We start from the raw sequence: 26033 nt of genomic DNA on the forward strand, positions 1-26033 counted from the left end.
CGACATGACGGAAAAGCTCGTTATCATCGGCAACGGCATGGCGCCCGGTCGCATGCTGGAAGAACTGTTCGAAAGGGCCCCCGGTCGTTTCGACGTGACCATCTTCAACGCCGAACCGCGCGTCAACTATGACCGCATCATGCTCTCGCCGGTTCTGTCCGGCGAAAAGTGCTACGACGACATCGTCATCCACAATGACCATTGGTACGCCACCCATGGCGTGACACTGTATAAGGGTGCAAGGGTCACTGAGATCGACCGCCAGGCGAAGACGGTCACCTCGGCCAACGGCATCACCGCAGCCTATGACAAGCTTGTCATCGCCACCGGTTCTCTCCCATTCATTATCCCTGTTCCGGGCCACCAATTGCCCGGGGTTCTCGCCTACCGCGATCTCGCTGATGTCGAGAAGATGGTCGAGATTGCTGGCGCCAAGGGCCGCGCCATCGTCATCGGCGCCGGTCTGCTGGGCTTGGAGGCCGCTTACGGGTTGAAGCGGCAGGGCATGGAGGTGACCGTCATTCACCTCAACCCGACCATCATGGACCGTCAGCTCGATCCGCCAGCCGCCTATCTGCTCGAAAAGGCGCTGACCGAACGCGGCATCGACATCATCACCAAGGCCAATACCAAGCAGATCCTCGGCACCGACAAGGTGGAGGGTATCGAACTGGACGACGGCCGCGTCATCACCGGCGATATGGTGATCATGGCCGTCGGCATCCGCCCGGCCTCGAGCCTTGCCAAGGATGCCGGCATCGCCGTCAACCGCGGCATCGTCGTCGATGACGGCATGATGACCTCTGACCCGAACGTCTTTTCGCTCGGCGAATGCGCCGAACATCGCGGCATCTGCTATGGGCTCGTTGCGCCCCTTTATGAGGCCGCAAGGGTTCTTGCTGATCGCCTCATCGGCGGTACCAGCGAATATCATGGCTCTGTCGTCAACACGAAGCTCAAGGTCACCGGCATCAACCTGTTTTCGGCAGGCGATTTTGCCGAAGCGCCGGACCGCGAGGAAATCGTGCTGCGCGATGCGTCCGCCGGCATCTACAAGCGGCTGGTCCTGAAGGACAATCGCATCATCGGCGCGGTACTCTACGGCGAGACGGCGGATGGCTCTTGGTTCTTCGACCTGATGAAACGCGGGACCGATATCTCGCAAATGCGCGACACCCTGATATTCGGCCAGTCCTACCAGGGAGGGTCTCCGCTGGACCCTATGGCGGCCGTTGCAGCCTTGCCGGATGATGCGGAAATCTGCGGCTGCAACGGCGTCTGTAAGGGCAAGATCACCACGACCATCACCGGCAAGGGTCTGACCTCGCTGGATGACGTCCGCGCCCACACAAAGGCATCCGCATCCTGCGGCTCCTGCACTGGCCTCGTCGAGCAGCTGATGGCGCTGACGCTGGGCGATGCTTACAATCCGGCCGCCGTCACGCCAATGTGCACCTGCACCGAACTTGGCCATGACGACGTCCGCCGCCTAATCAAGGCCAAGGGTCTGAAGACCATTCCCGCCGTCATGCAGGAACTGGAATGGAAGACCTCCTGCGGCTGCGCCAAGTGCCGGCCTGCGCTCAACTACTATCTCGTCTGCGACTGGCCGGACGAATATGCCGACGACTACCAGTCGCGCTATATCAACGAGCGTGTGCACGCCAACATCCAGAAGGATGGCACCTATTCGGTCGTGCCGCGCATGTGGGGCGGTGTAACGAACGCCGCGGAACTGCGCGCCATCGCCGATGTCGTCGACAAGTTCGAAATACCGATGGTGAAGGTGACCGGCGGCCAGCGCATCGATTTGCTCGGCATCGAGAAGGAAGATCTGCCGGCCGTCTGGGCCGACCTCGGCAAGGCCGGATTCATCTCGGGTCAGGCCTATGCCAAAGGCTTGCGCACGGTAAAAACCTGCGTCGGTTCCGACTGGTGCCGCTTCGGCACCCAGGATTCGACCGGGTTCGGCATCCGCGTCGAGAAGTTCATGTGGGGCTCGTGGACACCGGCCAAACTGAAACTTGCCGTCTCCGGCTGTCCGCGCAACTGCGCCGAAGCCACCTGCAAGGATATCGGAGTGATCTGCGTCGACAGCGGTTTCGAGATCCATTTCGCCGGTGCCGCCGGTCTCGACATCAAGGGCACGGATGTCCTGGGTCTGGTGAAAACCGAGGATGAGGCGCTGGAGCATATCGTGGCGCTCACCCAGATGTATCGCGAGCAGGGCCGTTACCTTGAGCGCATCTACAAATGGGCCAAACGCATTGGCCACGACGAGATCCGCCGCCAGATCATGGGCGATCCCGAAAAACGCCGTGCCTACTACGACCGCTTCGTCTTCTCCCAGACATTCGCCCAGGTCGACCCCTGGTCGGAGCGTGTCTCGGGCAAGGACAAGCACGAGTTCAAGCCCATGGCGACCATCAGCTACAACCAGGCAGCGGAGTGAGGCGATGAACAGCAACTGGATGACGATCGGTCGAATCGACGACATTCCGCTGCGCGGGGCGCGTTGCGTAAAGACGCCGCAGGGCAAGGTTGCCGTGTTTCGCACGGCCGAAAACGAGGTCTTTGCAATCGAGGACCGTTGCCCGCACAAGGGCGGTCCGCTCTCCCAGGGCATCGTCCATGGCAAGGCCGTGACCTGCCCCTTGCACAACTGGGTGATCTCGCTTGAGAGCGGCCGCGCACTCGGCGCCGACGAAGGCTCCGTCGCGACACTGCCGCTGCGCAACACGGACGGCGAATTGTCCATCCTCCTGGAGAGGCGGCTGGAAGCGGCCGAGTAAACACCCCCATCCTGCATATTCCCAAGGAGGCGATGATGCTGTCAAAATCAGACGTGACCGAGATGATCTACGAGAAGAAGCGGCAGGCCGGCCTGAGCTGGGCCTCGATTGCCGAAGGGATCGGCATGAGCGAGGTATTTGTTACCTCGGCCTGCCTTGGAATGAATGCGCTGCCACGCGTGAAGGCCGATCTTCTGGTGCGCGATCTCGGTCTGCCCCAGGAATGTGCTGTCGTCCTGGCGGAGTTCCCGACCAAGGTCTGGGGTCGCGATATCCCTACCGATCCCTGCATCTACCGGCTCTACGAGATCGTTGGAGTTTACGGCGAGACCCTGAAAGAGCTCATCCAGGAGAAATGCGGTAACGGCATCATGAGCGCCATCGATTTTGACATGGTGGTGGAGAAGGTTGCCAATCCGAAGGGCGACCGCATTGAGATTCGCATGAGCGGAAAATATCTCGGTTACAATAGTTGGTGAGATGCGGGAAGCCACCATGTCCGGTGTAACCAAGACGACCTGCCCCTATTGCGGTGTCGGCTGCGGCGTGATCGCCGCAGTCGACGACGAGGGCAAGATCAGCGTGTCGGGCGATCCTGACCATCCCGCCAGTTACGGAAGGCTTTGTTCGAAAGGCTCGGCGCTGGCCGAAACGCTGGATATGGACGGTCGCGCACTTTACCCTCGAGTTCATGGCGAAAGAGCCGGCTGGGACGAAGCGCTCGATCTCGTTGCCGCAAATTTTCAGCGGGCCATCGGCAATCATGGCCCGGATTCCGTTGCCTTCTATGTTTCCGGGCAGATGTTGACCGAAGATTATTATGTCGCCAACAAGCTGATGAAGGGGTTTATCGGCTCCGCCAACATAGACACCAACTCACGCCTGTGCATGGCCTCGTCCGTTGCCGGTCATCGCCGCGCCTTCGGCGCCGATACCGTCCCGGCCTGCTATGAGGACCTGGAGCTGGCGGATCTCGTGGTCCTGGTCGGCTCCAACATGGCCTGGTGCCATCCTGTCCTTTACCAGCGTCTGGCGGCGGCCAAGGCTGCCCGGCCTTCCATGAAGGTGGTGGTGATCGACCCGCGCAAAACCGCGACCAGCGACATCGCCGATCTGCATCTGGCCGTGGCCGCCGATGGCGACATAGCCCTGTTCAACGGCCTGCTCACCTATCTGTCCGAGACCGGAGCGGTGGACGAAAACTACGTGTCAAGGCACACATCCGGGTTCCCCGAAGCGTTGATGGCAGCGGCATCTGGCTCTGTCTCTGACCTTTCGGAGGCGACGGGCGTGTCCGGCATGCTCATCCGTCAGTTCTACCGTCTCTTCGGACAAACCGAGAAGGTCGTCACCTGCTACAGCCAGGGCGTCAACCAGTCTGCCGTCGGCACGGACAAGGTCAATGCCATCATCAACTGCCACTTGGCGACAGGCCGGATCGGCCGGCCCGGCATGGGACCGCTGTCGCTGACCGGCCAGCCGAACGCCATGGGCGGACGCGAAGTCGGCGGCCTCGCCAACATGCTGGCGGCCCACATGGCGATCGAGAACTCGGTGCACAGGGATCGGGTGCAGCGCTTCTGGAGTTCACCCACCATCGCCGACAGACCCGGCCTGAAGGCCGTCGACATGTTCGAGGCGGTGGCGGACGGTCGGATCAAGGCGATCTGGATCATGTCGACCAATCCGGTTGTCTCCATGCCCGAGGCCGATGCGGTCAAGGCCGCCCTGCAAGCCTGCCCCTTCGTGGTGGTCTCGGACATCCAGCAGGATACCGATACGGCACGTCTCGCCCATGTCCTGCTTCCGGCCACCGGATGGGGCGAAAAATCCGGCACGGTGACCAATTCCGAAAGGCGGATCTCCCGGCAGAGACCGTTCCTGTCCGCGCCGGGCGAGGCCCGCGCCGACTGGTGGCAGATGGCTGAGGTCGGGAAACGCATGGGGTTCGGCCCGGCCTTCGATTACAGCGGCGAGGCTCAGATCTTTGCCGAGCATGCAGCCCTGTCCGCCTTCGAGAACGAGGGCGAGCGCGATTTCGACATCGGCGCTCATGCCGTAATCAGCCACGGCGCCTATAAGGAGCTCCAGCCATTCCAGTGGCCCTTGCGTGGTGACGGTTCAAAGCTTGCCCGTTTCTTCGCCGATGGCGGTTTCTTCACTGCCGATCGAAGGGCGCGCCTTGTGCCGGTGGAGACACCTGCGCTTGAAAAGACGGACGGCCGCTTTCCCTTTACCCTCAATACGGGCCGGATCCGCGATCACTGGCATACGATGACGCGGACGGGAAAGAGTGCCCGGCTCTCCGCCCATATTGCCGAGCCCTTCTGCGAGATCCATCCGGCAGACGCGGCACAAGCCGGTATCGGCGACGCCGACCTCGTGCATGTCGAAGGCGAAAACGGCAGGTCGATCATCGTGCGCGCCCTGTTGACTGAACGGCAGATGCGGGGGTCGGTCTTCATTCCCATGCACTGGACCGGCGAGACGGCGCCGAGTGCCCGCGTCGATACGCTGGTCCCACGCCGCGTCGATCCGGTGTCCGGCCAGCCCGCCTTGAAGATGGCGCGTGTTTCGATCGCCCGCCACGAGGCGCAGGCGCATGGCTTTCTGGTGACGGCGAAGCGTCCGCTCGACCTTCCGTTTGCCTATTGGGCGATCGCGAGAACCGAAGGCGGTTACCGACTGGAATTTGCAGGCGACCAGCCCGCCGATGGCTGGGAGGAATGGTTGCGGCGCAGTTTGCGGCTCGACGAGCGCCAGGACTTCTCCGGTTACCTCGACCGGCAGGCCAGGGATCACCGCCTGCTCGCCTTTGACGGCGAGCATCTGCTGGCAGCCTTGTTCGTGTCACCGGAACCGGTCAGCGTATCGCGGCAATGGGCGGTCGAGCAGTTGAAGGAGCGGCATCTGGACAGCCGCACCCGTTCCATGCTCATAGCCGGCCGTCCGGCAGCGGGGCGACCGGACAAGGGCGCGATCGTCTGCTCTTGTTTTTCGGTCGGTATAAATGAGATTAGTGCCGCCGCCCATCGCGGTTGCCGTTCTGTGGAAGCCGTCGGCCTAGCCTTGAATGCCGGAACCAATTGCGGCTCCTGCCGCCCCGAAATCAGGAGGATCCTGGATGCGACGCAAACCCTTGCAGCAGAGTGACGAAAACGAACGCATCTCCGCACTTGCCAAGCTGCCGGTCTTCTGGAACCTTACGGGCAAGCGGGCGGTCATGGCGGGCGGATCGGACGGCGCCGCCTGGAAGGCAGAGCTTCTGCAAGCCTGCGGCGCTGAGGTGGAGCTTTACTGCGAAACCGCCGAGCTTGGCGACACGATGAAGGCGCTGGTCGAGCGGACCGGGCTGACGCATCATGACCATCCCTGGCATTGCGGTATCTTCACCGGGGCATCGCTGGCGCTCGCCGACTGCGAGACCGAAGCCGAGGCGCAGGCCTTCTACTGCGCGGCGCGCGCGGCCGGCATTCCCGTCAATGTGATCGACAAGCCTGCCTATTGCCAGTTCCAGTTCGGTTCGATCGTCAACCGGTCGCCGGTGATCGTGTCGATCTCGACGGACGGGGCCGCACCAATTCTGGCCCAGGCAATCCGCCAGCGGATCGAAACACTGCTGCCGCCGGCGCTGAAGCAATGGGCAGGCCTTGCGCAGTCGGTGCGGGAGGCGGTCAACCGCCGGCTTTCGCCGGGCCCTGCACGACGCCTTTTCTGGGAGCGTTTCGTTGCCCGAAGCCTGTCGACTAACGAGCCACCCGCGCAAGATACCGCGGACCGGTTGCTCGCCACCGCCGATCAGATCGCTTCGGTTCCGAGTTTGGGATCGGTGACTCTGGTCGGTGCGGGGCCGGGAGATGCCGAACTGCTCACGCTCAAGGCCATGCGGGCGCTGCAGGCCGCCGATGTCATCCTGTTCGATGATCTTGTCTCGCCGGAGGTGCTGGAACTGGCGAGGCGTGAGGCAAAGCGGTTCCTCGTCGGCAAGAGAGGCGGACGGGAGAGCTGTCGCCAGGATGACATCAACGACATGATGGTGCGGTTCGCAAAGGACGGCAAACGCGTTGTCCGGCTTAAATCCGGTGACCCGATGATCTTCGGGCGGGCAGGCGAAGAAATCGCCCGTCTGCAAAGCGAGGGCATCGCCGTGGACGTGGTGCCGGGGATTACCGCAGCGTCGGCCATGGCTGCGTCGCTGAAGACATCGCTCACCAACCGCGACCACGCCCAGCAGGTCCGCTTCGTCACGGCCCATTCGCGGGATCATGAACTGCCCCAGACCGTCGACTGGGCCTCGCTCGCCAAACCCAACCAGACCTCGGTATTCTACATGGGCGGACGCATGGCAGGCCAGATCGAGCAGCGCTTGATGGACAACGGGATGACAGCTGACACGCCCGTTGTCGTTGTCTCCTCCGTCAGCCGCTCGCACGAACAGCGCTGGTCTGGCCCGCTCGCAAGCCTCGGCGATGCCATGCGCACGATCGGCGTCGAGGAGCCTGTGCTGATCGGGGTCGGAGATGTGTTCGGCGCGGTCGCCGGAGAACACGGTCAAAGTTTCGACCAGGAAGGGCAGGAGCATCGGGTTGGAAGCGTTTGAGCGATGCTGAGCGACGTCGCTGGGAGGGAGCGGCAAACAAAGGATAGGCCCTGAATGCGCCGAGACTTGCAAAAGTTGCTACATTCTACTTCCGTGCGCCACGTGGCAGTAACTTCGATGGCCTGCCGCGACGCCGGCCGGTGTCGTTCGTCTTTGCAACCAACGCAGTGTGTGAAAACTGACGCACGATCGGATTTGGCTTGACCTAGCTCCGCGCTCTGATGCGATCTCGACGAAGACTTACGTTCGGCACGGATCTCTCTTAAATAGTGCGTCGATCTGAGGCGCGTTTTGAGAAAACGATTGCCAGAGGAGCACGGCCAGAACGAACATCACATTCCAGGCAATCACCACGTCCGAGAGGAAGTGGCCTCCGAACATCACTCGGTTGAATGAGAAGGCTGCCGCGACAATGCCGACCGCTGCGAGATAAGTTGTCCGGTGTCTGGGGGTGACGAACACGACAAGTGTGAGCAGCGCAAAGGCGCTTGCGGCCTCTCCCGAGATAAAGGAACAATTCCTGACGCATTGGTCGGTGAGCTGCCACGGAGGGGTAAAGATCGCACTGCCGCCGAATTCGTCGAGTGCTCTTGGACGCGCCCTCCCGACCAGCATCTTGATGACTTGAACGCCCAGCCCCGGACCTGCTGCAAAGAACGTCAGCACGAATAACAACTTATGCGGTGCGGCTGAGTATTTCGGGTTCCTGAGGAAAGGACTTGCAAGCAAAAGCACGATTGCAAACCCGATCACGACCCAAGGCAGAAGCCTGTTGAGGTCACGAAACGCAATGAGGAAACTGTATTCCTCGAAAGCGAAGCCCGCGATGGGATCCCAGAAATAACGACTGACGATCAGGTCGATTTCCGGCACAGTCGCAAAGATCAGCGATACAAAACCCAGAAGCATAAGCGCCTCTGGAAGCAAACGGTGTGCTTCGTCTTCAACGGTCTTCGGATTTGCTTTCTGAGCGTGGTTGAGATCAGTTACGTCCATGGGTGGTTCCTCTGTGAGGACCACGTTCTCTCGCCGGATTATCAAGATTTGACCGAGAACCGGAGAAGAGCATGTCAAAGTCAGAGAGTTTGACGATGATCTCATCGCTCGTGCTGGTCGTCGAGGACGACCAAGAGATTGCTTCCCTTATTGAAAAATATCTCGCAAGAGCCGGCTACAGGACGGTAAAGGCTTCGACAGGCCTAACGGCTCTCACCCATGTCCAGAGATTGCAGCCCGACCTGATCCTGCTCGATATCGGCCTGCCTGACATCGATGGCTTCGATCTTCTGGCGAGGGTCCGGGCAAATTCCAGCGTGCCGGTCATCTTCCTGTCGGCGATGGATGACAGTACCGACAAGTTGCTCGGCCTGAAGCTCGGCGCCGATGACTATGTCACCAAACCGTTCAACCCGCAGGAAGTCGTGGCGCGGGTGGGCGCTGTCCTCAAGCGCACCAGAGGCGTTGGCGCTCATGAGGTTGTCCGGCACGACGGGGTCGAGGTTCAGCTGGAGTCCCACATCGCGATTGCATCGACGGACAAAGGCCGGGTCGAACTGCCGCTGACCGCAACGGAGTTTCGCCTTCTCGTTTGTTTCGTCCGGTCGCCGTTTAAGACCTTCGAAAGAGCATCCTTGCTGGACGCGTGCATGCCCGAAAGCGATGCGCTCGATCGAACCGTCGATACGCATATCGCCAACCTCAGGCGAAAGCTGGCGAGTTGCGGCCTGGACGGCTTTATCGTTGCCGTGCGCGGGATAGGCTATCGTTTCGCGAGGTCGACAGGTGTCTAGACCGGCTCTATCAACACTGACGGCGGCTCTGGTTTCCGTCATTCAACTGATGACCATCGCGCTCCTCTATATCCTGACCGACTGGTATATCGATCATGCCGAATTATCGGCACTGGACGCGCTGCCCCCCGATGCGAAACGTGCCTGGGTCAGCATCAACAATGGCGAGATCCCCGCACCGAGCGATCTCGCGGCACTCGCGCCGCTCTATCCGACACTGGAAGAGGCGACCGAGGCGTCCCCTGTCGAGGGTGTTTTAGGTTTCGGATTTCTGCTGATCGTGTTTACCAGCGGCATTGGCGTCGTCCTGGCCTACCGGCTCGTCGCGCCGCTCACCCGCCTGACGGCCGCAGCCGAAAAGATCCGGCAGGGCGATTTTCAGGTCACGGTCGAACCGGGCGCAACCAAGGAAGTCGAAACGCTTGCGATCACCATCAATCGCATGGCGAGCGAGTTGCTTGCATTGGAGACCCGCCTGAAATTCAACACGCGCGCGGTGGCCCACGAACTGCGCACACCACTGACGGTGCTGCAGGGCAATCTGCAAGGCATGACTGACGGCGTCATTCCCGCCAGCGAAGACCAGTTGCGTGCGCTCTTGGCGCAGACACGGGGCATGTCGCGGCTGGTGGACCAGCTGAACACGCTCTCACTGGCGGGCACGATCGACTTTGTGTCCGCGACCACGGCGACCGACCTGGCCTTGCATGCTTCGGAGACGGTGACCCTGTTCCAGATCTCCGCAGGCGGTGATGTCAATTTCCGAACCTACCTTGCGCCCGCACCGGCAATGATCGATCCGGACCGTTTCCGCCAGGCTATCCTCGCTCTTCTGGAAAACGCACGGCGATACGCGGGCGATTTCGGGCCGATCGATGTTCATACTGGGGTGGATGACACGGGGCGGTCGTTCATTTCTGTCCAGGACAAGGGTCCAGGACTACCAGACTATGCGCAGCACTCCTCTTTCGACATGTTCTGGAGAAGCGAGAGGCTCAGCGGTCGTGGCACGAGCGGTTCAGGGCTTGGTCTGACGGTCGTCAAAGCGATTGCGGAAGGCCACAATGCCCGCTTGGAGGTCGGAAACAATCCTGACGGCGGCGCATACGCCAAGGTTACATTTGAGGTCGCGTAGACCTAAGCGATCCTGAGGACCCTCCAACCGAAATGGATGCGAACAGAGCCTGCCTGTCGCACCGGGTAAGAATCTACCGCTTCTGACCGGCAGCGGAAATGCCTCCACCTTGCGCCTCATGTCCGGTCGTCAAGCACTGCATCGCTCAGTTCAGACAGTTGGCCTAGCTTCGTGACGTCGTCACGTCGTCGGTGTGCATCGTCCATCCTGTTGAACGTAGCTTCCGGGATGGGCCCGCTGTTCGCACAATCCCGTATTCGCTACTTCCCTGAAACAGAAGTGAAGCCTTGCCTGCAGCGCTCATAGCGCTCGACGAGGGACAATTTCACGCAAGTGGCGATGACGAGGAGACGTTTCATGGCTGGAAGCGGCAAAGCAACGGGCGCTGTCCTGATCGGCCTGGCGCACGCCCATGCCGAAGCGCCACCGGTCGACGTGATCATCGTCGGAGGTGGGTCCGCCGGAGCGGTGCTTGCGACGCGCCTCAGCGCCGATCCTCATCGCACCGTACTGTTGCTGGAAGCGGGGCCTGATTTTGCGCCGAGCGCCTATCCGCAGAGCCTGACCGATGCCGGCACTGTGCGGACTCCGGATTTCGATTGGCACTATCACAGCGATGACACGACAAAGCTCGGCCATGACATTCCATTGCCGCGGGGCAGGGTGGTCGGTGGCAGTTCCGCCGTCAATGGCACGGTCGCCATGCGGGCACGGCCGTCCGATTTCGCACGCTGGGCGGCGCGTGGGATCGAAGGCTGGTCCTGGAACGATGTGTCGGCCGCTTACAAGGCTTTGGAAAACACCCCGACCGGCGACGATACCCTGCATGGTCGATCCGGCCCCTTTCCGTTCCGGCAGCGAACCCTCGAGGAACTGACCGCGTCCTCTCGCGGCTTCGTTCACGCCGCGTGGGCCTTGGGTCTGGCTGACGTTTCGGATTTTAACAGCGCGGCTGCGGACGGGGCAGGGGCCTATCCGCTCAACGTCGTCGACGAGAGGAGGATGAATACCGGCATCGTCTATCTCACCGAGGAGGTTCGCGCCCGCCCGAACCTCACCATCCGCGGCGAGACAGAAGTGGATCACGTTGTCTTCAGCGGCAATCGGGCCACCGGCGTCCGGCTGGTGACGGGAGAGGTTTTGACCGGCGGCGAGATCATCTTGTCGGGCGGGGCGTTCGGAAGCCCGGCCATGCTGCTGCGCTCCGGCATCGGCCCTGCCGGCGATCTCAGCGCGCTCAAGATCCCTGTTCTGGTGGACTTGCCGGTCGGCGCGCGTCTCCAGGACCACCCGTTCTTCTACAACGTCTACGCACTGAAGGCCTCCGACAGGGCCATGAGCCCCGCAGCCGGTGCGCTTGTCTGGACGGGCTCATCGGCAGCGACCGGCGGCGATCTCGACCTCCAGATATCCGCGACCCACTTCATCGACCCGAAGGCGAGCCCGACGGGCGGCGCGATCGTTCTCGCGGCTGCAGTAACGCTGCCAAAGTCTGTCGGCAGCTTCCGCCTGGCCTCGCGCGATCCGCGCGTCGCGCCGCGCATCCACTATAACTTCTTCGACGACCCGAGCGATCTCGACAGGATGGTGGAAGCGGTCAGGCTGTCCCGCGAGACCGGCAGAACCGCTCCTTTCGCGGGCATGGTCGATCACGAGATGGCGCCCGGCGATGCCGTGCAAAGCGACGCGGACCTGCGCGCCAATATCATCGCCAACATCGCGGCTTACCAGCATCCGACCTCGACGGTTCCGATGGGGACAGACACCGACGAGACTGCCGTTGTCGATGCCTTCGGGCGCGTGCGTGGCATCGAGAACCTTCGCGTCGTTGACGCCTCCATTCTTCCCGACATCCCGTCGGTCCCGACCAACGTCACCACCATCATGGTCGCCGAGCGGATCGCCGCGCGCATCCTCGCCTGACCGGCCGGATCGAAAGTGCCAGGCCGGCGCTCTCGCCGATCATAGCCCACATACGAAGGAGCATTCTCATGACATCTCTCAAAGGCAAGGTAGCGCTGATCACCGGTGCATCACGCGGCATCGGCCGGGCGATCGGCGAGCGGCTCGGCCGCGAGGGCGCGACGGTTGCGATCAACTATCGCAGCCGTCCGAAGGAAGCGGCGGAAGCGGTGCGGGCCGTCGAGGATGCCGGCGGCGTGGCGCGTCCCTTCCAGGCCGATGTCGCCGATATGGCGGACATCCGGCGGCTGTTTGACGAGGTCGATACGGCCTTCGGCGGCCTCGATATCGTCGTCGCCAATGCCGGGCTGCCGTTCATCGGCGTGCCGGTCGTCGACGTGAAGGAAGAGGATTTTGACCGAATTTTTGGTCTCAATGCCAAGGGCTCGTTCTTCGTGCTCCAGGAGGCGGCCAAGTGGGTGCGGGACGGCGGAAGGATTATCGACATCTCGACCTCGACCACCGCGTTCACGGCACAGGGCATGGGCCTGCACGCGGCCTCGAAGGCCGGATCGAAGCTGATCGTCGAGGTTCTGGCGATAGAGCTGGGTCACCGCGGGATTACCGTAAACTCGGTCATGCCCGGCGCAACCAACACCGAGTTCATCAAGGATGCGCCGCAGGAAGAGCGTGACCGGATTGCGGCCGGGTCGCCACTCGGACGCCTTGGCGAACCCGACGAGATCGCCGATGTCGTCGCCTTCCTAGCTTCCGACCAGGCACGCTGGCTGACGGGGCAGCACGTTCTGGCCAACGGTGGAGCACGGGTATGAGCAAGAGCTATGTCGCCGTCTATACCGCGACCCTTGCCGCAAGCCCGGAACGGATCTGGTCCGTCGTTCGCGATTTCGCAGCGGTCGCCTCGTGGAACCCGATTGCCCGTGAAAGCCGTCTGCTCGCCGACGGAGAACGGGAGCTGGTCACGACTGACGGGACGACCGTCCGCGAGCGGCTGATATCCAGTGATGACGGGGCGTGTCATCTCACCTACCAGATGGTGACGTTTCCGATCCCAGTCAGCGAGCAGACGAACCAGATCCAGGTTCGTCCCGGCGTGAGCGCCGATGAAGCCAGCATCCGCTTCGAGGCGTCGTTCGTCCCGGTGAATGGCGTCGATTCGGAGGTGGTGATGGGGATCAACCTCTCGGCGTTTGCGGCGGCATCTAGAGGGCTGGCCCATCATCTCGGGGTTGCGCTTGTCAGGGCGTCTCTCTAATGCTGGTCGTGGTCTCCTTGGAATTGGCCCATAAAAAACGGCCTTTGGCGGTCTTTGCGCCGATCTCGTGGAGGGACTGAACCCGTGCTCGACCTCAATGATTTCCGTACCTTCGTCCAGGTCGTCGACAGCGGCGGCCTGACAGCTGCAAGCCGCAGCACGGGCGTTGCGAAGTCGACACTCAGCCATCGGCTGCAGCAGCTTGAAGCCGCCCTCGGCGTCCGGCTGATCAATCGAACGTCACGGGTGCACACGCTGACCGAAGCGGGCACTCTCTTCTATCGCCACGCGCTTGTCATGCTTCAAAACGCCGACATCGCCGAGAACGCGGTGCGCCAGAGGCTGGAGGAGCCGACGGGGGTCATCAAGTTCACGACGGCAATCGCGACCTCGGTCTATGTCCTGCGGCAGATCATACCGCAGTTCGCGATCGACCACCCGAAAATCCAGCTCGTCCAGCACACGGGCGACGAGCAGACGGACATCATCGGCGGCGCCTTCGATCTCGCGATCCGGGCTCACGAGGGGCAGATGACCGATTCGGCCCTGGTGCAGCGGACGCTCTCTCCGGCGCCCTGGTTCATTTTCGCAGCGCCGAGCTATATCGAGCGTCGCGGCGAACCGAAGACACCGGACGACCTATCGGAGCATGACCTTCTGGCGATGCACCGTCCCGGGCAGGCAACGGTGTGGAAGCTCAGCCATCCCGTGATCGGCGACCGGGTGCTTCCCGTCCAGCCACGAATGGCGGGCAACGACCTGATCATGCTGAAACAGGCTGCGGCAGACGGCATCGGGATCGCGGCGCTTCCCGGTTACATCTGCCGGGAAGACGTGCTTGAGGGCAGATTGCAAAGGGTCATGCCGGAATGGCTGGCCGGCAAGGCGGAGATCACCGCCGTCCTGCCGTTCCGGGATTACGTGCTGCCATCGGTGCGTGCGTTTCTCGACTATCTCATCATCGAGCTGCCGAAAGTGGTCAATTTGGATTCTGATCCCGTTTGATCCGCCTTTTCGTCAGCATTCTCATTTGGAGCCTTCATGTTTGAACCCAAGCCGCTGCACTTCGTGACCCTTCTCGGAAGCCTGCGTCATAAATCCTACAATGCTGCAATCGCTCGCTCCCTGCCGTCTCTCGCCCCCGAGGGCGTGACCATCACGGCACTCGGCTCGGTCGGCATGTTCCCGCTTTATGACGAGGATGTGCAGGCGGCAGGGTTCCCTGCGGAGGTGACGGCGATGGGTGAGGCGATCCGTCTCGCCGACGGCGTAATCATCGTCACGCCCGAGTACAACTACTCGGTCCCGGGTGGCATCAAGAACGCCCTGGACTGGCTTTCGCGCCTGCCGAACCAGCCGTTTTCCGGCAAGCCGGTGGCCATCCAAACGGCGTCAGCCGGTATGCTCGGCGGCGCCCGGGCTCAGTACCATCTCCGACAGATCCTCGTTTATATGGATGCCGCCGTTCTCAACAAGCCGGAGGTCATGATCGGGCATGTCGCGGCCAAGGTGCACAGCGAAACGCTGGAACTGACCGACGCCGAAACCCGTCACTTCCTGGAAAAACAGGTTTCGGCCTTCGTGCACTTTGCGCAAAGGTACCGAGTCTCAGGCTGAACGCCGCCTGCAACGCGTGCGGATAACCGACGGACCAGGCGCCTTTTGGCTCAGTAGGTCGGAACCCGCATTTTCGTCGCCTTGTCCTCCGGCGGATACGGAAAGGCCGCCTCGGCAACCGTCGCTTTGAGAAACGACCTTTTGCTCAGGCCGAGAGGCGTGGCTTCACCTCGCGGCCGAGCATTTCGATCGACCGCAGCATCGCCGGCTGGTCGCTTGCCGCGGAGCTCATCTGGAACGTCAGCCGGTCGATGCCGCCGAGGTCCTCGGACGTCTGCCGGATCTTTGCCGCCACCGTTTCGGGATCACCGACGAGGAACGCGCCGCCGGGCCGAACCAGGTTGTCGAACTGCGCGCGCGTCGACGGTGCCCAGCCACGCTCGAGGCCGATCTTGGTGAACATCGCCTGCCAGCCGGGGAAGAAGCGATCCTCCGCCTCGCGGTCCGTCTCGGCCACGAAGCCGAGCGCATGAATGCCGACGCGCAGTGCTTCGGGCGCGTGCCCGGCGCGTGCTCCGGCCTCCCGGTAGAGATTGACCAGCGATCGAAACCGCCGGAATTCCCCGCCGATAATCGCCACCATCAGCGGAAGACCAAGGATCCCGGCACGGGCGAAGGATTGCGGCGTGCCGCCAACCCCAAGCCATATGGGCATCTTCGGCTGGGCAGGACGTGGGTAGACACCCTGGCCGTCAAGTGGCGCACGAAACCGGCCGGACCATGTCACATTGGTCTCGTCGCGCAGGGCGAGCAGCAGTTCCAGCTTTTCCTCCGACAGGGCATCGTAGTCGTTGAGGTCGAGACCGAACAGCGGATAGGCCTCGATCGAGGATCCCCGACCGACGACGATTTCAGCCCGTCCCCGCGAGATGAGGTCCAGCGTCGCGAACTCCTGGAAGACGCGGACGGGGTCTGCGGCGCCAAGCACCGTTACCGCGCTGGTCAGCCGGATCGACTTCGTCCGCGCGGCGGCGGCGGCAAGGATGACGGCCGGTGCGCTGTCGAGATAGTCGCTGCGGTGGTGCTCACCAATGCCGAACACGTCGAGGCCAGACGTATCGGCCATCTCGATCTCGTCGAGCAGGAAACCCATGCGATCCATGTCGCTGACACCCTTGACGGTTGCCGCAAAACTGTCAATTCCGATTTCCAAAACCATAGTTCCTTCATTTGCAGTCGATCGCCGGTGATGCGATCGTTTTAAGTCATGGGCTCCGGCATCAGAAGGGACACGAGCAGGACGCTAAGTCCAGCACGTTGGACAGAGGTAAACGCCGCAAGCGTCATGTCAGAGGGATTTCGCGGCTGTCGCCGATAGCTCTTCCAGATCGAGGTCCCGCTCCAGGTCATGCAGCGTTTCGTCACTGATCTGGTGGGCGCGATGAAGGCGCACGAGTTCGGCCCGGCCGGCCCTTACCGCCTCGAGGACGAGGTCGTAGTGGGCCGTGATCTCGTCTACGAAAGTGTCTTCGTCGTCCGCGTTCTGGAATGCCTGGTCGGCGCGCCGCTGGAAGCCCTCGAGCAATCGCGGGTGGGCAAGCGTTCCGTCGTCGGTATAGGCCTGCGACCGGACGGCGACGAGCTGGGCTGCTGCGACCGCCGCTTCCGCCTGTGCAAGGCTCAATGCCGGGCGCACGCCCCGATCAGACAGGTTCGCCGCGCGGATAACCAGCCCAAGCGTCGTCCCCTGGAGAAGAACAGTGACGAGAATGGCGGCGAAAGCTGCGACCAGCATGAGGTCGCGACCTGGCATTGTTTCGGGGACGGTCAGGGCAACAGCGAGGGTGACCACGCCACGCATGCCCGCCCAACTCATCACCGTCGCGGCCCTCGGGCCGAGCGGGTCGTCGATGGGAAATCCTATCCGGTTGAGCAGCGCAAGAACGGCGTCACAGCCAAAGATCCAGACGAAACGCGCCAGCGTCATCGCGACGATCACGCCCACGACCGGAACCGCCATGGTGGCAAGGACAGTCTCGAATCCCCCGACGCGCTCCAGCACGCCGCGCAGCGAAAGACCGATGAGGATGAAGATCATGGCCTCCATCAGGAACACCATGACGTGCCAGAAGGCGCCGGCGCGGATGCGAACGCTCGCGGTAAAGACGACGTGCTGGTACCAGCCGAAAACCAGGCCCGCGGTGACTGTGGAGATGACGCCCGAGATGTGGACCGCTTCGCCAGCCAGATAGGCGGCCCAGCCGAGGATCAGGGAGGCGAGGATCATCAGGGTCTCGTCGCCCAGCCGCCGGAGGAGGAAGGTCCAGGCCCCACCCACGACGGCGCCGACCACGACGCCGCCAATCGCCAGGAAGCCGAACTCGAGGCTCGCATCCACGGCATCAAAACTTCCCGTCAAGGCTGCCGCGACAGCGAAGCGGAAAAGCACCAAGCCGCTGGCGTCGTTCAGGAGGCTTTCACCCTCGAGAAGCGTTGTCAGCCTGCGGGGAAGCTTCACGCGCTGCAGAACCGCCCGTGCCGAGACGGCATCCGGTGGCGAAACAATGGCGCCAAGGGCGAAACAGGCGGCCCAGGGCAGCGCCGGGACCAGCCAGTGAACAACAAGTCCCACCACCAGGGTGGTGAAGACGACCGCGCCGATGGCCAGCGACAGAATGCCGGCGCTGTGGCGGCGGAAGGCGGCAAGCGCGGTATAATAGGCCCCGTCCATCAGAAGCGGCGGCAGGAAAAGCACGAGAACCAGCTCGGGATCCAGCTCGATCACCGGCAGTCCGGGAAGGAAGGCCAGGGCCCCGCCGCCGACGAGAAGGGCGACAGATGGCGGAAGCTTGGCGCGTTCGGCAAACCAGTGCAGGGCGAGGATCGCGAGAAGCAGGGTGAAAACCAGTTCGAACGTTTCGGCCGGATGCATCTCTCTCTCCCCAAGGTGCCAATCTCTCTGATGGCGGCATACCTCCAGAGTATAGGGCCAGTCGCCCAAAATTTACGGTGTGTAACAGATCAATGGATGTGCATTGCTGCTCCTGCACCCTTAGGTATTCGAACAGCTGCTTAAGGCAGTTACTCTGAGCATTTGCGACATAGCAAGAAAGGCCGCCTGATCGCAACGCTGCTGATGAACCGATCATATGGTTCGTCGCGGGCATGCAGACCAAAAGATAGGATGGGTCGCGATAGCGGGCCACACCTGATCAAGTTCGCGCTGCCTCAGGCGGGTTGGATGCCGGCTGACGTCCTGATCGACGGGCCGTCAGCCTTGTGTTGTGCAGTCGAGGGATCAGCGGGCGATGAAGCCGCCGTTGATGAAGAGGGTCTGCGCGGTGACCCAACTGCCGCCCGGGCTGACCAGGAACTCGATCAGCGGCGTGATCTCGTCGATTTCGCCGAGCCGGTTCTGCGGGCTCATGCCGGAGAGGAAGGCCTTCGATTCCGCGCTTTCCACCGGGTAGAAGAAGGAGGTGTTGAGCGGGCCGGGTGCTACGGTGTTGACGGTGACGCCCCGGTGGCCGATCTCCTTGGCAAGCGCGCGCGTGAAGTGTTCGAGCGGCGCCTTGGAGCCCGCATAGATCGCGTATAGCCCGGTCGTTGCCGCCTGCAGCGTCGTGCCGATGTTGATGATACGGCCGTTGTCGGCGATCCTTTTTGCGGCTTCCTGCATGCAGAAGAACGCCGCCTTGCTGTTGATTGCGAAGCTCTGGTCGAAGTCGGCCTCGGTGATCTCGACAAATGGCTTCTTGACCACCTTGCCGACCGTGTTCACCACGATGTCGAGCTGGCCGAACGACTTGTCGACCGCGTCGAACAATCTCGCGACATCGGCGACCTGGGTCAGGTCGGCGCTGAACAGGAGGGGTTCGGCACCGTGATGCTTGATCTCGGCGGCAGTTTCTTCCGCTTCGCCGCGGGAGGCCTCGCCGTGATAGTGGACGGCCACGCCGCGGCAGCCGTTGCGCGCCAGCATGACGGCATAGGCCCGACCCTGGTTGCGCGTTGCACCCATCACCACTGCAACCTGGCCGTCGTTATTTTTGATCATGTCGCTGGTCGTCATTGTCTTTCTCCTTGTTGATGATCAAGGAATAGGCGACATGGAGGGGGTGCGGCTTTCAGGATACGCGCATCGTTGTTAGTAAATCCGCACGCTGGACGGGAAACAGCCATGTCAGATGCCATTCCGCCCGAAGCACCGCATGTCGCCACTGCCGACACGCCGGTGCCGAACTGGGGTCGGCTCGTCCGGTCCGATTTCGGGACGGCGGCGTGGAACCGGCGGAACGCAGGCGAGATCAGCCAGTCGATCCCCCATCATCTCGTGCTCTTGTCGTTCAAGCCCTTCAGCAACCGCGAGTCACGCCTTGGCGGGACGCGGATCCGCACCGCCTCGGCTGCGAGCGGATGCTGTGAAATCGTTCCGGCAGGCGCAGACTACTGGGCGCGCTGGCATGAGCCCAAGGAAGTGGCGGCATTCTCGCTGTCGCAGCCATGGCTTGACGGTCTCGCCCAGTCCGACCTCGACCTGCCGGCCGCAACCGTCGTCGCGGATGCCTTGCCGGTCGTCGACCGCCGCGTCGGACTGCTGGGCGGCATGCTGCGTGAAGAGCTGCGTTCAGGCACGCATGGCACGATGGCCGGCCTCGAGCTTGATTCGCTCCTCAACCTGCTTGGCATCCACCTCATCCGGCAATATGGCGTAGCCCGGCCCCAGAAGGATCTGGGTGGGCTGTCTGACCGGCAGTTCCGGCAGGTGCGCGATCACATGCAGGCGCATATGACACTCGGTGTCAGGCTCGAGGACCTGGCCTCGCTGGTCGGGCTTTCGTCGAGCCAGCTGCTTCGCTCGTTCAGGCGTCGAACGGGAACGAGCCCGCACCAGTACTTCACCCGACTTCGCCTCGACGAGGCCCGTGCACTGATCGTCAACGGACCGCTGCCCCTGGCAGAGATCGCACTTACCTGCGGCTTCTCCAGCCAAAGCCACCTGACGGCCATCATGCGCCGGGAAGACGGCCTCACCCCCGGCGCGCTGCGGGTGTGATGATGTCCGGATCATTGAGGTTTCCGACGGTCTCATGCTTTGCAATTCAGCCGGTGAACGGCCGAAGTTCGCGGCGCAGGTTCTAACGATCTCGGGCAAGCCAGCGGGACGATCGTGTTGATCGGCTCCAGCGCGTGCGACATCGGGACCAAAGGATATGGCGTTTACGGAGCCACAACGACTGATGTGCGCTCCTTCACCCGCACCTGGGCCAACGGGTTTGCTCCGAAAGGCATCTGTGTCAACGTCGTAAGCTGTGGCCCAAACGATACGGCCTTGATGGCCGCAGCCCCGCAAGAGGTCCGGGATGAGCTTCTCCGGTATGATCCCGCTAGGGCGCATGGGCCGGCCAGACGACGCTGCCCATGCCGTCCTACCGGGAGCGTGGATCAAGCGCGTCGCGCAGACCGTCGCCGAGCAGGTTGAACGACAGTACGGTCATGAAGATTGCCATGCCCGGCCATAGCGCCATCCAGGGAGCGTTGCTCATGAACCGTTGGGCGGAATTCAGCATGGAGCCCCAGGATGGTGCCGGCGGCTGCAAGCCGAGGCCGAGGAAGGACATGCTGGCTTCGGCGATAATCGCGGATGCGATCGTCAGGGTCGCCTGTACCATCAACTGGGGAAGAATATTCGGCAGGATATGGCGAACCGCGATCCGCCAACGTGGATTGCCCACGGCACTTGCCGCTTCGATATACTCTTCGGCCCGGATCGAAAGAACCTGACCCCGGGTCAGTCGGATAAAGAGCGGCATGGCGGTGATGCCGATTGCGAGCATCGCATTCGTCAGGCTTGGACCGAGAAAAGCGGCCAGCGCGATTGCAAGGATCAGGAACGGACAGGCGAGCATGGCATCCGTAAACCGGCTGATAAAGCCATCGACCACGCCGCCGAGAAAACCTGCCGCAAGCCCGAGGGGCACGCCGATTGCCATCGCGATCCCGACCGATGTAAGGCCTGCCAGCAACGAAGCGCGGGTGCCCCAGATGATGCGGGAAAGTATGTCGCGGCCAGCTTCGTCCGTGCCGAACAGATGCGCCATTGACGGTGCCTTGCGAACCGCCGTCCAGCTCTGGGATGCCGGATCGTAGGGTGCAAGCAGGGGGGCAAGAATGGCGACGGCCACCACGAACAGCACCACGAAAAGGCCGACGAGCGCACTCTTGCGCTTCGACAGGCGTCGCCACAGGCGACCATGGAAAAAGTTCGTGACGGGGCTGATCTTGGGGGAGACAGCAGGTTTGGTCGTTGCGATCGTTGGCACGGTCAGCCTCTCAGTCTCGGGTTAACAAGGATATACCCGATGTCGGCCAGCAGGTTGAGGGTGATGTAGAACAGCGAGGTGACAAGCACCACGCCTTGGACCACAGGATAATCGCGCGTGAAGACCGCATCGACGATCAGCTTCCCGAAGCCGGGGATCGTAAAGATCTGTTCCGTCAGCACGGCGCCGGATAGCAGGGCGCCGAACTCCAGCGCACCGAGCGTGATGATAGGCGTCAGCGCGTTACGCATTGCGTGCTTAAATACGACGACCCACTCGCTTAGACCTTTGGCCCGGGCGGTGCGGACATAGTCGCTTTCCAGCGCCTGCAGCATGGCGCCGCGGGTATGGCGCATGATGACGCCGGCAATCCCGGTGCCCAGAACGAAGGCGGGCATGATCGTCGTCATCAGGTTCATCTTCAGGTCTTCCCACGGGCTGACGAAGCCGGAGGCAGGAAGCCAGCCAAGGTACACCGAGAAGAACATGATCAGCATGATGCCAAGCCAGAAATTCGGCAGCGAGATGCCGGCCAGCGAGACGACATTGGTGGCGTAATCGACCGGAGTGTTCTGGCGCAGCGCCGAAATTACACCTCCGGTAATGCCAAACACCAAAGCAAGGACAATTCCCATCACGGCGAGCTGCAGTGTCACGGGCAGCTTCAAAAGGATAAGTTCGAGAACCGGGCGATTGTGGCGCATGGATTGCCCAAGGTCGCCGGTCAGGACGCCCTTCACCCAGTAGAGATATTGCACGAGCAAGGGCTGATCGAGATGATACTGGGCGCGGATTGCGGCTAGCGTCGCTTCGTCCGGACTTTCACCCGCAAGCACAAGCGCCGGGTCACCAGGAAGCAGATGCTGGAGCGAGAAGATGATCAGCGACAGCAAGACGATGGTCGGAATGAGCTGCAGCAGACGACGTGCAAGAAGCGAGGTCAAGGAATTAGCCTCCGGTCACGGTTGAGGAGGGCGTGGGCGTCATCCGGGCTGCCGCCATCGCTTCGAAAACCGCAAACAGCTTTTCCAGCTTCGGATCGCGAGGTTCGCGGGTGATCTCGGCCGTATCGAGTTCGGGTAGCTCTCGCCAGAACGCACAGGCATTCGCATGGCCGCTTGCCTCAACATCGAGCGCCATGCTGACCGCCGTGCATTCGGGTCGCGCGTGGGGACATCGCGTATGCAGCCTGCAACCTTGCGGAGGCGACATCGGGCTTGGCAGATCGCCATGCAGGCGCGCTTCCTTCGAACGCTGCTGGCTGGGCGGGGCGGCGACCGGAATGGCAGACAGCAACGCCCGGGTATAGGGATGGCGCGGGGTCGCGAAGATTTCGTCCGACGTCCCGATCTCGACGATCTTGCCGAGATACATGACCGCAACGCGGTCGGCGATGTGTTTCACGACGCTCAGATCGTGCGAAATGAAGATGAACGCCAGACCCAATCGGTTCTGCAGGCTCTTCAGAAGGTTCAGGACCTGCGCCTGGATCGACACGTCGAGGGCAGACACGGCCTCGTCGCAGATGATTGCCTTCGGTTCGGAGGCAAGCGCACGCGCAATCACCACGCGCTGACGCTGGCCGCCGGAGAATTCATGCGGATATCGGCTGGCCTGCTCTGGACGAAGGCCGACCATTTCGAGCAGTTCCGCAACGCGTCGAGCGCGCTCGTTTGGCGGCACGATATCGTGCAGCATCAGCGGTTCGCCGATTGTCTGGGCAATCGTCATGCGCGGATTGAGCGAAGCGTAAGGGTCCTGGAAGATCAACTGCACATGCCGGCGCTGACGGCGCATCGCCGCATGGCTGATGTTGGTGATATCCTGACCATCGATCAGGACCTGACCGTCGGTCGGCTGGATGAGGCGCATCAACAACCGGCCGAGCGTCGACTTCCCGCAACCGGATTCGCCGACGATTGCCAGCGTCTCGCCGGGCATCAGGGACAACGACACGTCGTCGACAGCGCCGACGGACGCCAAGGGCCGGCCGAAGACGCTGCGTTTGACGACGAAATTCTTGCCAAGGTGACGCGCCTCGATGATCGGCGTCTTGGCTTTCAAGAGGGCTTCACTCATGGGACGAGGTCCTGCAATGGCGCACGCCAGCAGCGGCTGAGGTGACCTGGGGATATTTCCATCAGGGTGGGCATCTCGGCGCATTTGTCGATGCTGAACGGACATCGCGCCCGAAACCGGCAGCCGGACGGTGGGTTGGCCATGTCCGGGACCGTGCCGGTGATGGCGACAAGCTGTTCTCGCTTCTCGTCCAGGCGCGGCAACGAACCGAGAAGACCAACGGTGTAAGGATGCTGCGGAAAGGTGAAGAGGTCTTCGACCGAGCATTGCTCGACAACCTGACCCGCATACATGACGATCACGTCGTCGCAGGATTCCGCGACAACGCCAAGATCATGGGTGATGAGAACGATGGCCGTTCCGGTCTTCTGCCGCAGTTCCCCCATCAGTTCGAGGACCTGAGCCTGGATCGTCACGTCCAGGGCCGTCGTCGGCTCGTCGGCGATCAACAGTTCCGGCTCGCAGGCGAGCGCCATGGCAATCATCACGCGCTGGCGCATGCCACCGGAGAGATTGTGCGGATACTGGCGGTAACGCGTTTCCGGTGACGGAATACGAACCAGCTTCAGCATGGCGATGCCGCGCTCTGTCGCCTCTTTCTTCGAAATCTGTCGGTGACGCAGGATGACTTCGTTGATTTGCTCGCCGACCGTATAGGAGGGATTGAGAGAGGTCATAGGCTCTTGGAAGATCATTCCCATCCGGTTGCCGCGCAGGCTGCGCATACCGCTCGTCGTTTCCTCGAGCAACTCGCGACCGGCGAAATTGATGCTGCCAGACACGCGTGCTGTGTGTTCGGGGAGGAGGCGCATGACGGCCAGGGAGGTCACGCTCTTGCCGCTGCCGGACTCGCCGACGATCGCGAGCGTGCTCCCTTTTCGAACGTCAAAACTCACGCCGTCGACGGCAGTGACGGTACGCGTGTCGTCTTCAAAGACGACACGCAGATCATCGACCCGCAGCACCAAGGCCGCGTGGTCGTCAGCCCGATCCGATCGGGCTGACTTGTCTTGGATGAGATCAGGTGAGGTGCTCATTACAGCCTTAAGCCATCAATTCTTCCGGCTCACACCACTCAGGCGGATGATGCCATCCGGAGCGGGCGCAAGGCCGGTGATGTTGGAATTGTGCGCGAAGATCCACTGCGAATGATACATGTAGACGATCGGAAGGTCCTTCTGGAGGATCGCGATTGCCTTGCTGTATTCTGCCTTGCGGGTCTCGACGTCTCCCGATGCGCGGGCTTTCGCCAGAATCGCGTCGAGTTCCTCGTTGCAGTAATGCGCGTCATTGGTCGGAGCACCGCAAGACAGCATCGGCGTGATGTTGAGGTCTGGATCGACGCGTCCGCTCCATCCGACGAGATGCGACTGGAACTTGCCCTGGCGAGCAACGTCGAGCAGGGTCATCAGCTCAGTCGGCTTGATGGAGACATTGATTCCGACTTCGGCAACCATCGCCTGGATAAGCTGGGCAACTTGCTGACGTTCGGCATCGGTGGGCACCAGAAGTTCAAGATCGACGGATTCGACGCCGGCTTCCTGCATCTTCTTTTTGGCAGCGTCCAGATCCCGCTGCGGAATTGGGAAGTTCTTATCGTAGTACTGATTGGAAGGCGGGAACGGCTGGTTGCCGATGCTCGCCTGACCATCGAATACAACGTCGCTGATGGCCTGGCGGTCGATTGCCAGGCTGAACGCTTCGCGGATTGCTGCCTTCTTGCCGGCATCGAGGTTAGCCCCCTCGCCACCGATGCTGAATGTCACGCCGTAATATCCAAGTCCGACGACCGGCTCCACGGCCAACGATGAATCCGCCTTCACGGCTTCGACTTCGGTGGCAGCGAGCCGTTCGATCAGATCGAGCTGGCCGGAACGAAGGTTGAGCAGTCGCACGTTCGAGTCGGGCATGCCGCGATAAACGAGCCGGTCGAAGTGGTATTTGTCGGCGTTGTAGTATTTTGGGAATTTAGCAAGGACAATGCGGTCCTGGATGACGCGTTCGGCGAAGGTGTAGGGGCCTGAACAGACCGGAGCATCGGTGAACTTCTCACCGAGCTTTTCAGCTGCAGTCGGGCTAACGATCATGCCGGCACGGTCGCTGAGAGCTGCCAGCAGTGGTACCGATGGCTGTTTCAGATTGATCTGGACGGTTGTCGGATCGACTACGTCGACGGTGCTGATGGAGCTGATTTCGGGTTTGCGGCGCGAGAACTTGGCATTGAGAGCCCGCTCGAGATTGTACTTGATGGCGGCGGCGTCGACCTTCGTTCCGTCATGAAAGACGGCATCGTCGCGCAGTTTCAGCGTCAATGTCTTGCTGTCGTCACCCCATTTCCAGCTGGCAGCCAGCATCGGGATGATCTCACCCTTCTCATCGATATCGACGATCTTGTCACACAGCGACTGAAGAACGTGGCGACCAACGAAGCTCCAGTTGGTTGCGGGGTCGAGCGTATCCGGATCGTCCTGAAGGCCGATATTGAGCGTCGATTGTGCGGCCGCTGGGGCAGCTGTCGCTTGAATGCCTGCGAGCGCCAGTGTGGCGGCCAGTGCGAGATAGTGTGGTTTCATCGCTAT

23 protein-coding genes are annotated in these 26033 nt (G+C 62.0%); 14 read left to right on the forward strand and 9 right to left on the reverse strand.

What is annotated here, in order from left to right; genetic code table 11:
* The first annotated feature begins 4 nt into the window (after positions 1 to 4).
* Genes nirB through cysG form a run of 5 tightly spaced genes read left to right on the forward strand, consistent with a single transcriptional unit; the run spans position 5 to position 7392 of the window.
* Complete coding sequence (gene nirB, locus ACQY1L_RS18255) at positions 5 to 2452, forward strand: nitrite reductase large subunit NirB (RefSeq protein ID WP_430245392.1); 2448 nt, start codon at positions 5 to 7, stop codon at positions 2450 to 2452.
* Positions 2453 to 2456: 4 nt separating this feature from the next.
* Positions 2457 to 2792 carry a nitrite reductase small subunit NirD gene (nirD, locus tag ACQY1L_RS18260; protein ID WP_062463257.1) on the forward strand — a complete coding sequence of 112 codons (336 nt, stop codon included), beginning with the start codon at positions 2457 to 2459 and terminating at the stop codon, positions 2790 to 2792.
* A 32-nt stretch (positions 2793 to 2824) separates the two neighbouring features.
* Complete coding sequence (cynS, locus tag ACQY1L_RS18265) at positions 2825 to 3271, forward strand: cyanase (protein WP_213014982.1); 447 nt, start codon at positions 2825 to 2827, stop codon at positions 3269 to 3271.
* A 16-nt stretch (positions 3272 to 3287) separates the two neighbouring features.
* Positions 3288 to 5945 (forward strand): molybdopterin-dependent oxidoreductase, encoded by a 2658-nt coding sequence (locus ACQY1L_RS18270; RefSeq protein ID WP_430245395.1) that lies wholly within the window; start codon positions 3288 to 3290, stop codon positions 5943 to 5945.
* Positions 5917 to 7392 (forward strand): siroheme synthase CysG, encoded by a 1476-nt coding sequence (gene cysG / locus ACQY1L_RS18275; RefSeq protein ID WP_430245397.1) that lies wholly within the window; start codon positions 5917 to 5919, stop codon positions 7390 to 7392. The genes ACQY1L_RS18270 and cysG overlap by 29 nt, the downstream gene beginning before the upstream one ends.
* A gap of 240 nt (positions 7393 to 7632) precedes the next feature.
* Here cysG and ACQY1L_RS18280 read toward each other — a convergent pair whose 3' ends face one another.
* On the reverse strand, positions 7633 to 8388 hold the full coding sequence (locus ACQY1L_RS18280) for a phosphatase PAP2 family protein (RefSeq protein ID WP_430245399.1): 756 nt from the start codon (positions 8386 to 8388) through the stop codon (positions 7633 to 7635).
* A gap of 95 nt (positions 8389 to 8483) precedes the next feature.
* On the opposite strand from ACQY1L_RS18280, the gene ACQY1L_RS18285 reads away from it, so the two are divergent.
* From ACQY1L_RS18285 to ACQY1L_RS18315, 7 genes are all read left to right on the forward strand, one after another.
* Complete coding sequence (locus ACQY1L_RS18285; protein ID WP_062578313.1) at positions 8484 to 9182, forward strand: response regulator transcription factor; 699 nt, start codon at positions 8484 to 8486, stop codon at positions 9180 to 9182.
* Positions 9175 to 10317, forward strand: coding sequence for an ATP-binding protein (locus ACQY1L_RS18290; protein WP_430262104.1), 1143 nt, complete (start codon positions 9175 to 9177; stop codon positions 10315 to 10317). The genes ACQY1L_RS18285 and ACQY1L_RS18290 overlap by 8 nt, the downstream gene beginning before the upstream one ends.
* 357 nt (positions 10318 to 10674) lie before the next feature.
* Complete coding sequence (locus ACQY1L_RS18295) at positions 10675 to 12240, forward strand: GMC family oxidoreductase (protein ID WP_430245401.1); 1566 nt, start codon at positions 10675 to 10677, stop codon at positions 12238 to 12240.
* A 68-nt stretch (positions 12241 to 12308) separates the two neighbouring features.
* Complete coding sequence (locus tag ACQY1L_RS18300; RefSeq protein ID WP_430245403.1) at positions 12309 to 13052, forward strand: SDR family oxidoreductase; 744 nt, start codon at positions 12309 to 12311, stop codon at positions 13050 to 13052.
* Entirely contained in the window at positions 13049 to 13495 is a 447-nt protein-coding gene (locus ACQY1L_RS18305) for an SRPBCC family protein (RefSeq protein ID WP_113111346.1), read from the forward strand. The genes ACQY1L_RS18300 and ACQY1L_RS18305 overlap by 4 nt, the downstream gene beginning before the upstream one ends.
* Positions 13496 to 13579: 84 nt before the next feature.
* Positions 13580 to 14500: a LysR substrate-binding domain-containing protein gene (locus tag ACQY1L_RS18310; protein WP_430245405.1), complete on the forward strand. Its 921-nt coding sequence runs from the start codon at positions 13580 to 13582 to the stop codon at positions 14498 to 14500.
* 36 nt (positions 14501 to 14536) lie between these two features.
* Complete coding sequence (locus ACQY1L_RS18315) at positions 14537 to 15112, forward strand: NADPH-dependent FMN reductase (protein WP_430245407.1); 576 nt, start codon at positions 14537 to 14539, stop codon at positions 15110 to 15112.
* Between the two features lie 145 nt (positions 15113 to 15257).
* Here ACQY1L_RS18315 and ACQY1L_RS18320 read toward each other — a convergent pair whose 3' ends face one another.
* From ACQY1L_RS18320 to ACQY1L_RS18330, 3 genes are all read right to left on the reverse strand, one after another.
* Positions 15258 to 16265, reverse strand: coding sequence for an Atu2307/SP_0267 family LLM class monooxygenase (locus ACQY1L_RS18320; protein WP_174197826.1), 1008 nt, complete (start codon positions 16263 to 16265; stop codon positions 15258 to 15260).
* 135 nt (positions 16266 to 16400) lie between these two features.
* On the reverse strand, positions 16401 to 17984 hold the full coding sequence (locus ACQY1L_RS18325; RefSeq protein WP_174197825.1) for a Na+/H+ antiporter: 1584 nt from the start codon (positions 17982 to 17984) through the stop codon (positions 16401 to 16403).
* A gap of 366 nt (positions 17985 to 18350) precedes the next feature.
* Complete coding sequence (locus tag ACQY1L_RS18330; RefSeq protein WP_197978113.1) at positions 18351 to 19124, reverse strand: SDR family oxidoreductase; 774 nt, start codon at positions 19122 to 19124, stop codon at positions 18351 to 18353.
* 108 nt (positions 19125 to 19232) lie between these two features.
* On the opposite strand from ACQY1L_RS18330, the gene ACQY1L_RS18335 reads away from it, so the two are divergent.
* Together ACQY1L_RS18335 and ACQY1L_RS18340 are read left to right on the forward strand one after the other, a co-directional pair.
* A complete protein-coding gene (locus tag ACQY1L_RS18335) occupies positions 19233 to 20108 on the forward strand; it encodes a helix-turn-helix domain-containing protein (protein WP_430245410.1) in 876 nt (291 codons plus the stop codon).
* A 114-nt stretch (positions 20109 to 20222) separates the two neighbouring features.
* Complete coding sequence (locus ACQY1L_RS18340) at positions 20223 to 20534, forward strand: SDR family oxidoreductase (protein ID WP_430245412.1); 312 nt, start codon at positions 20223 to 20225, stop codon at positions 20532 to 20534.
* On the opposite strand, the gene ACQY1L_RS18345 is transcribed toward ACQY1L_RS18340, so the two are convergent.
* Genes ACQY1L_RS18345 through ACQY1L_RS18365 form a run of 5 tightly spaced genes read right to left on the reverse strand, consistent with a single transcriptional unit; the run spans position 20482 to position 26027 of the window.
* Positions 20482 to 21333, reverse strand: a complete 852-nt coding sequence (locus ACQY1L_RS18345; RefSeq protein ID WP_325265080.1) for an ABC transporter permease — start codon at positions 21331 to 21333, stop codon at positions 20482 to 20484. The genes ACQY1L_RS18340 and ACQY1L_RS18345 overlap by 53 nt on opposite strands.
* Positions 21334 to 21377: 44 nt before the next feature.
* Positions 21378 to 22319 (reverse strand): ABC transporter permease, encoded by a 942-nt coding sequence (locus ACQY1L_RS18350; RefSeq protein WP_062459249.1) that lies wholly within the window; start codon positions 22317 to 22319, stop codon positions 21378 to 21380.
* A 4-nt stretch (positions 22320 to 22323) separates the two neighbouring features.
* Entirely contained in the window at positions 22324 to 23454 is a 1131-nt protein-coding gene (locus ACQY1L_RS18355; protein WP_430245415.1) for an ABC transporter ATP-binding protein, read from the reverse strand.
* Positions 23451 to 24491, reverse strand: coding sequence for an ABC transporter ATP-binding protein (locus tag ACQY1L_RS18360; protein ID WP_113111576.1), 1041 nt, complete (start codon positions 24489 to 24491; stop codon positions 23451 to 23453). The genes ACQY1L_RS18355 and ACQY1L_RS18360 overlap by 4 nt, the downstream gene beginning before the upstream one ends.
* 15 nt (positions 24492 to 24506) lie before the next feature.
* Positions 24507 to 26027: an ABC transporter substrate-binding protein gene (locus ACQY1L_RS18365; protein WP_092663319.1), complete on the reverse strand. Its 1521-nt coding sequence runs from the start codon at positions 26025 to 26027 to the stop codon at positions 24507 to 24509.
* Positions 26028 to 26033: the final 6 nt, after the last annotated feature.

This window comes from Neorhizobium sp. DAR64862/K0K3 (genome assembly GCF_050500185.1).
Classification (GTDB): domain Bacteria; phylum Pseudomonadota; class Alphaproteobacteria; order Rhizobiales; family Rhizobiaceae; genus Neorhizobium; species Neorhizobium soli.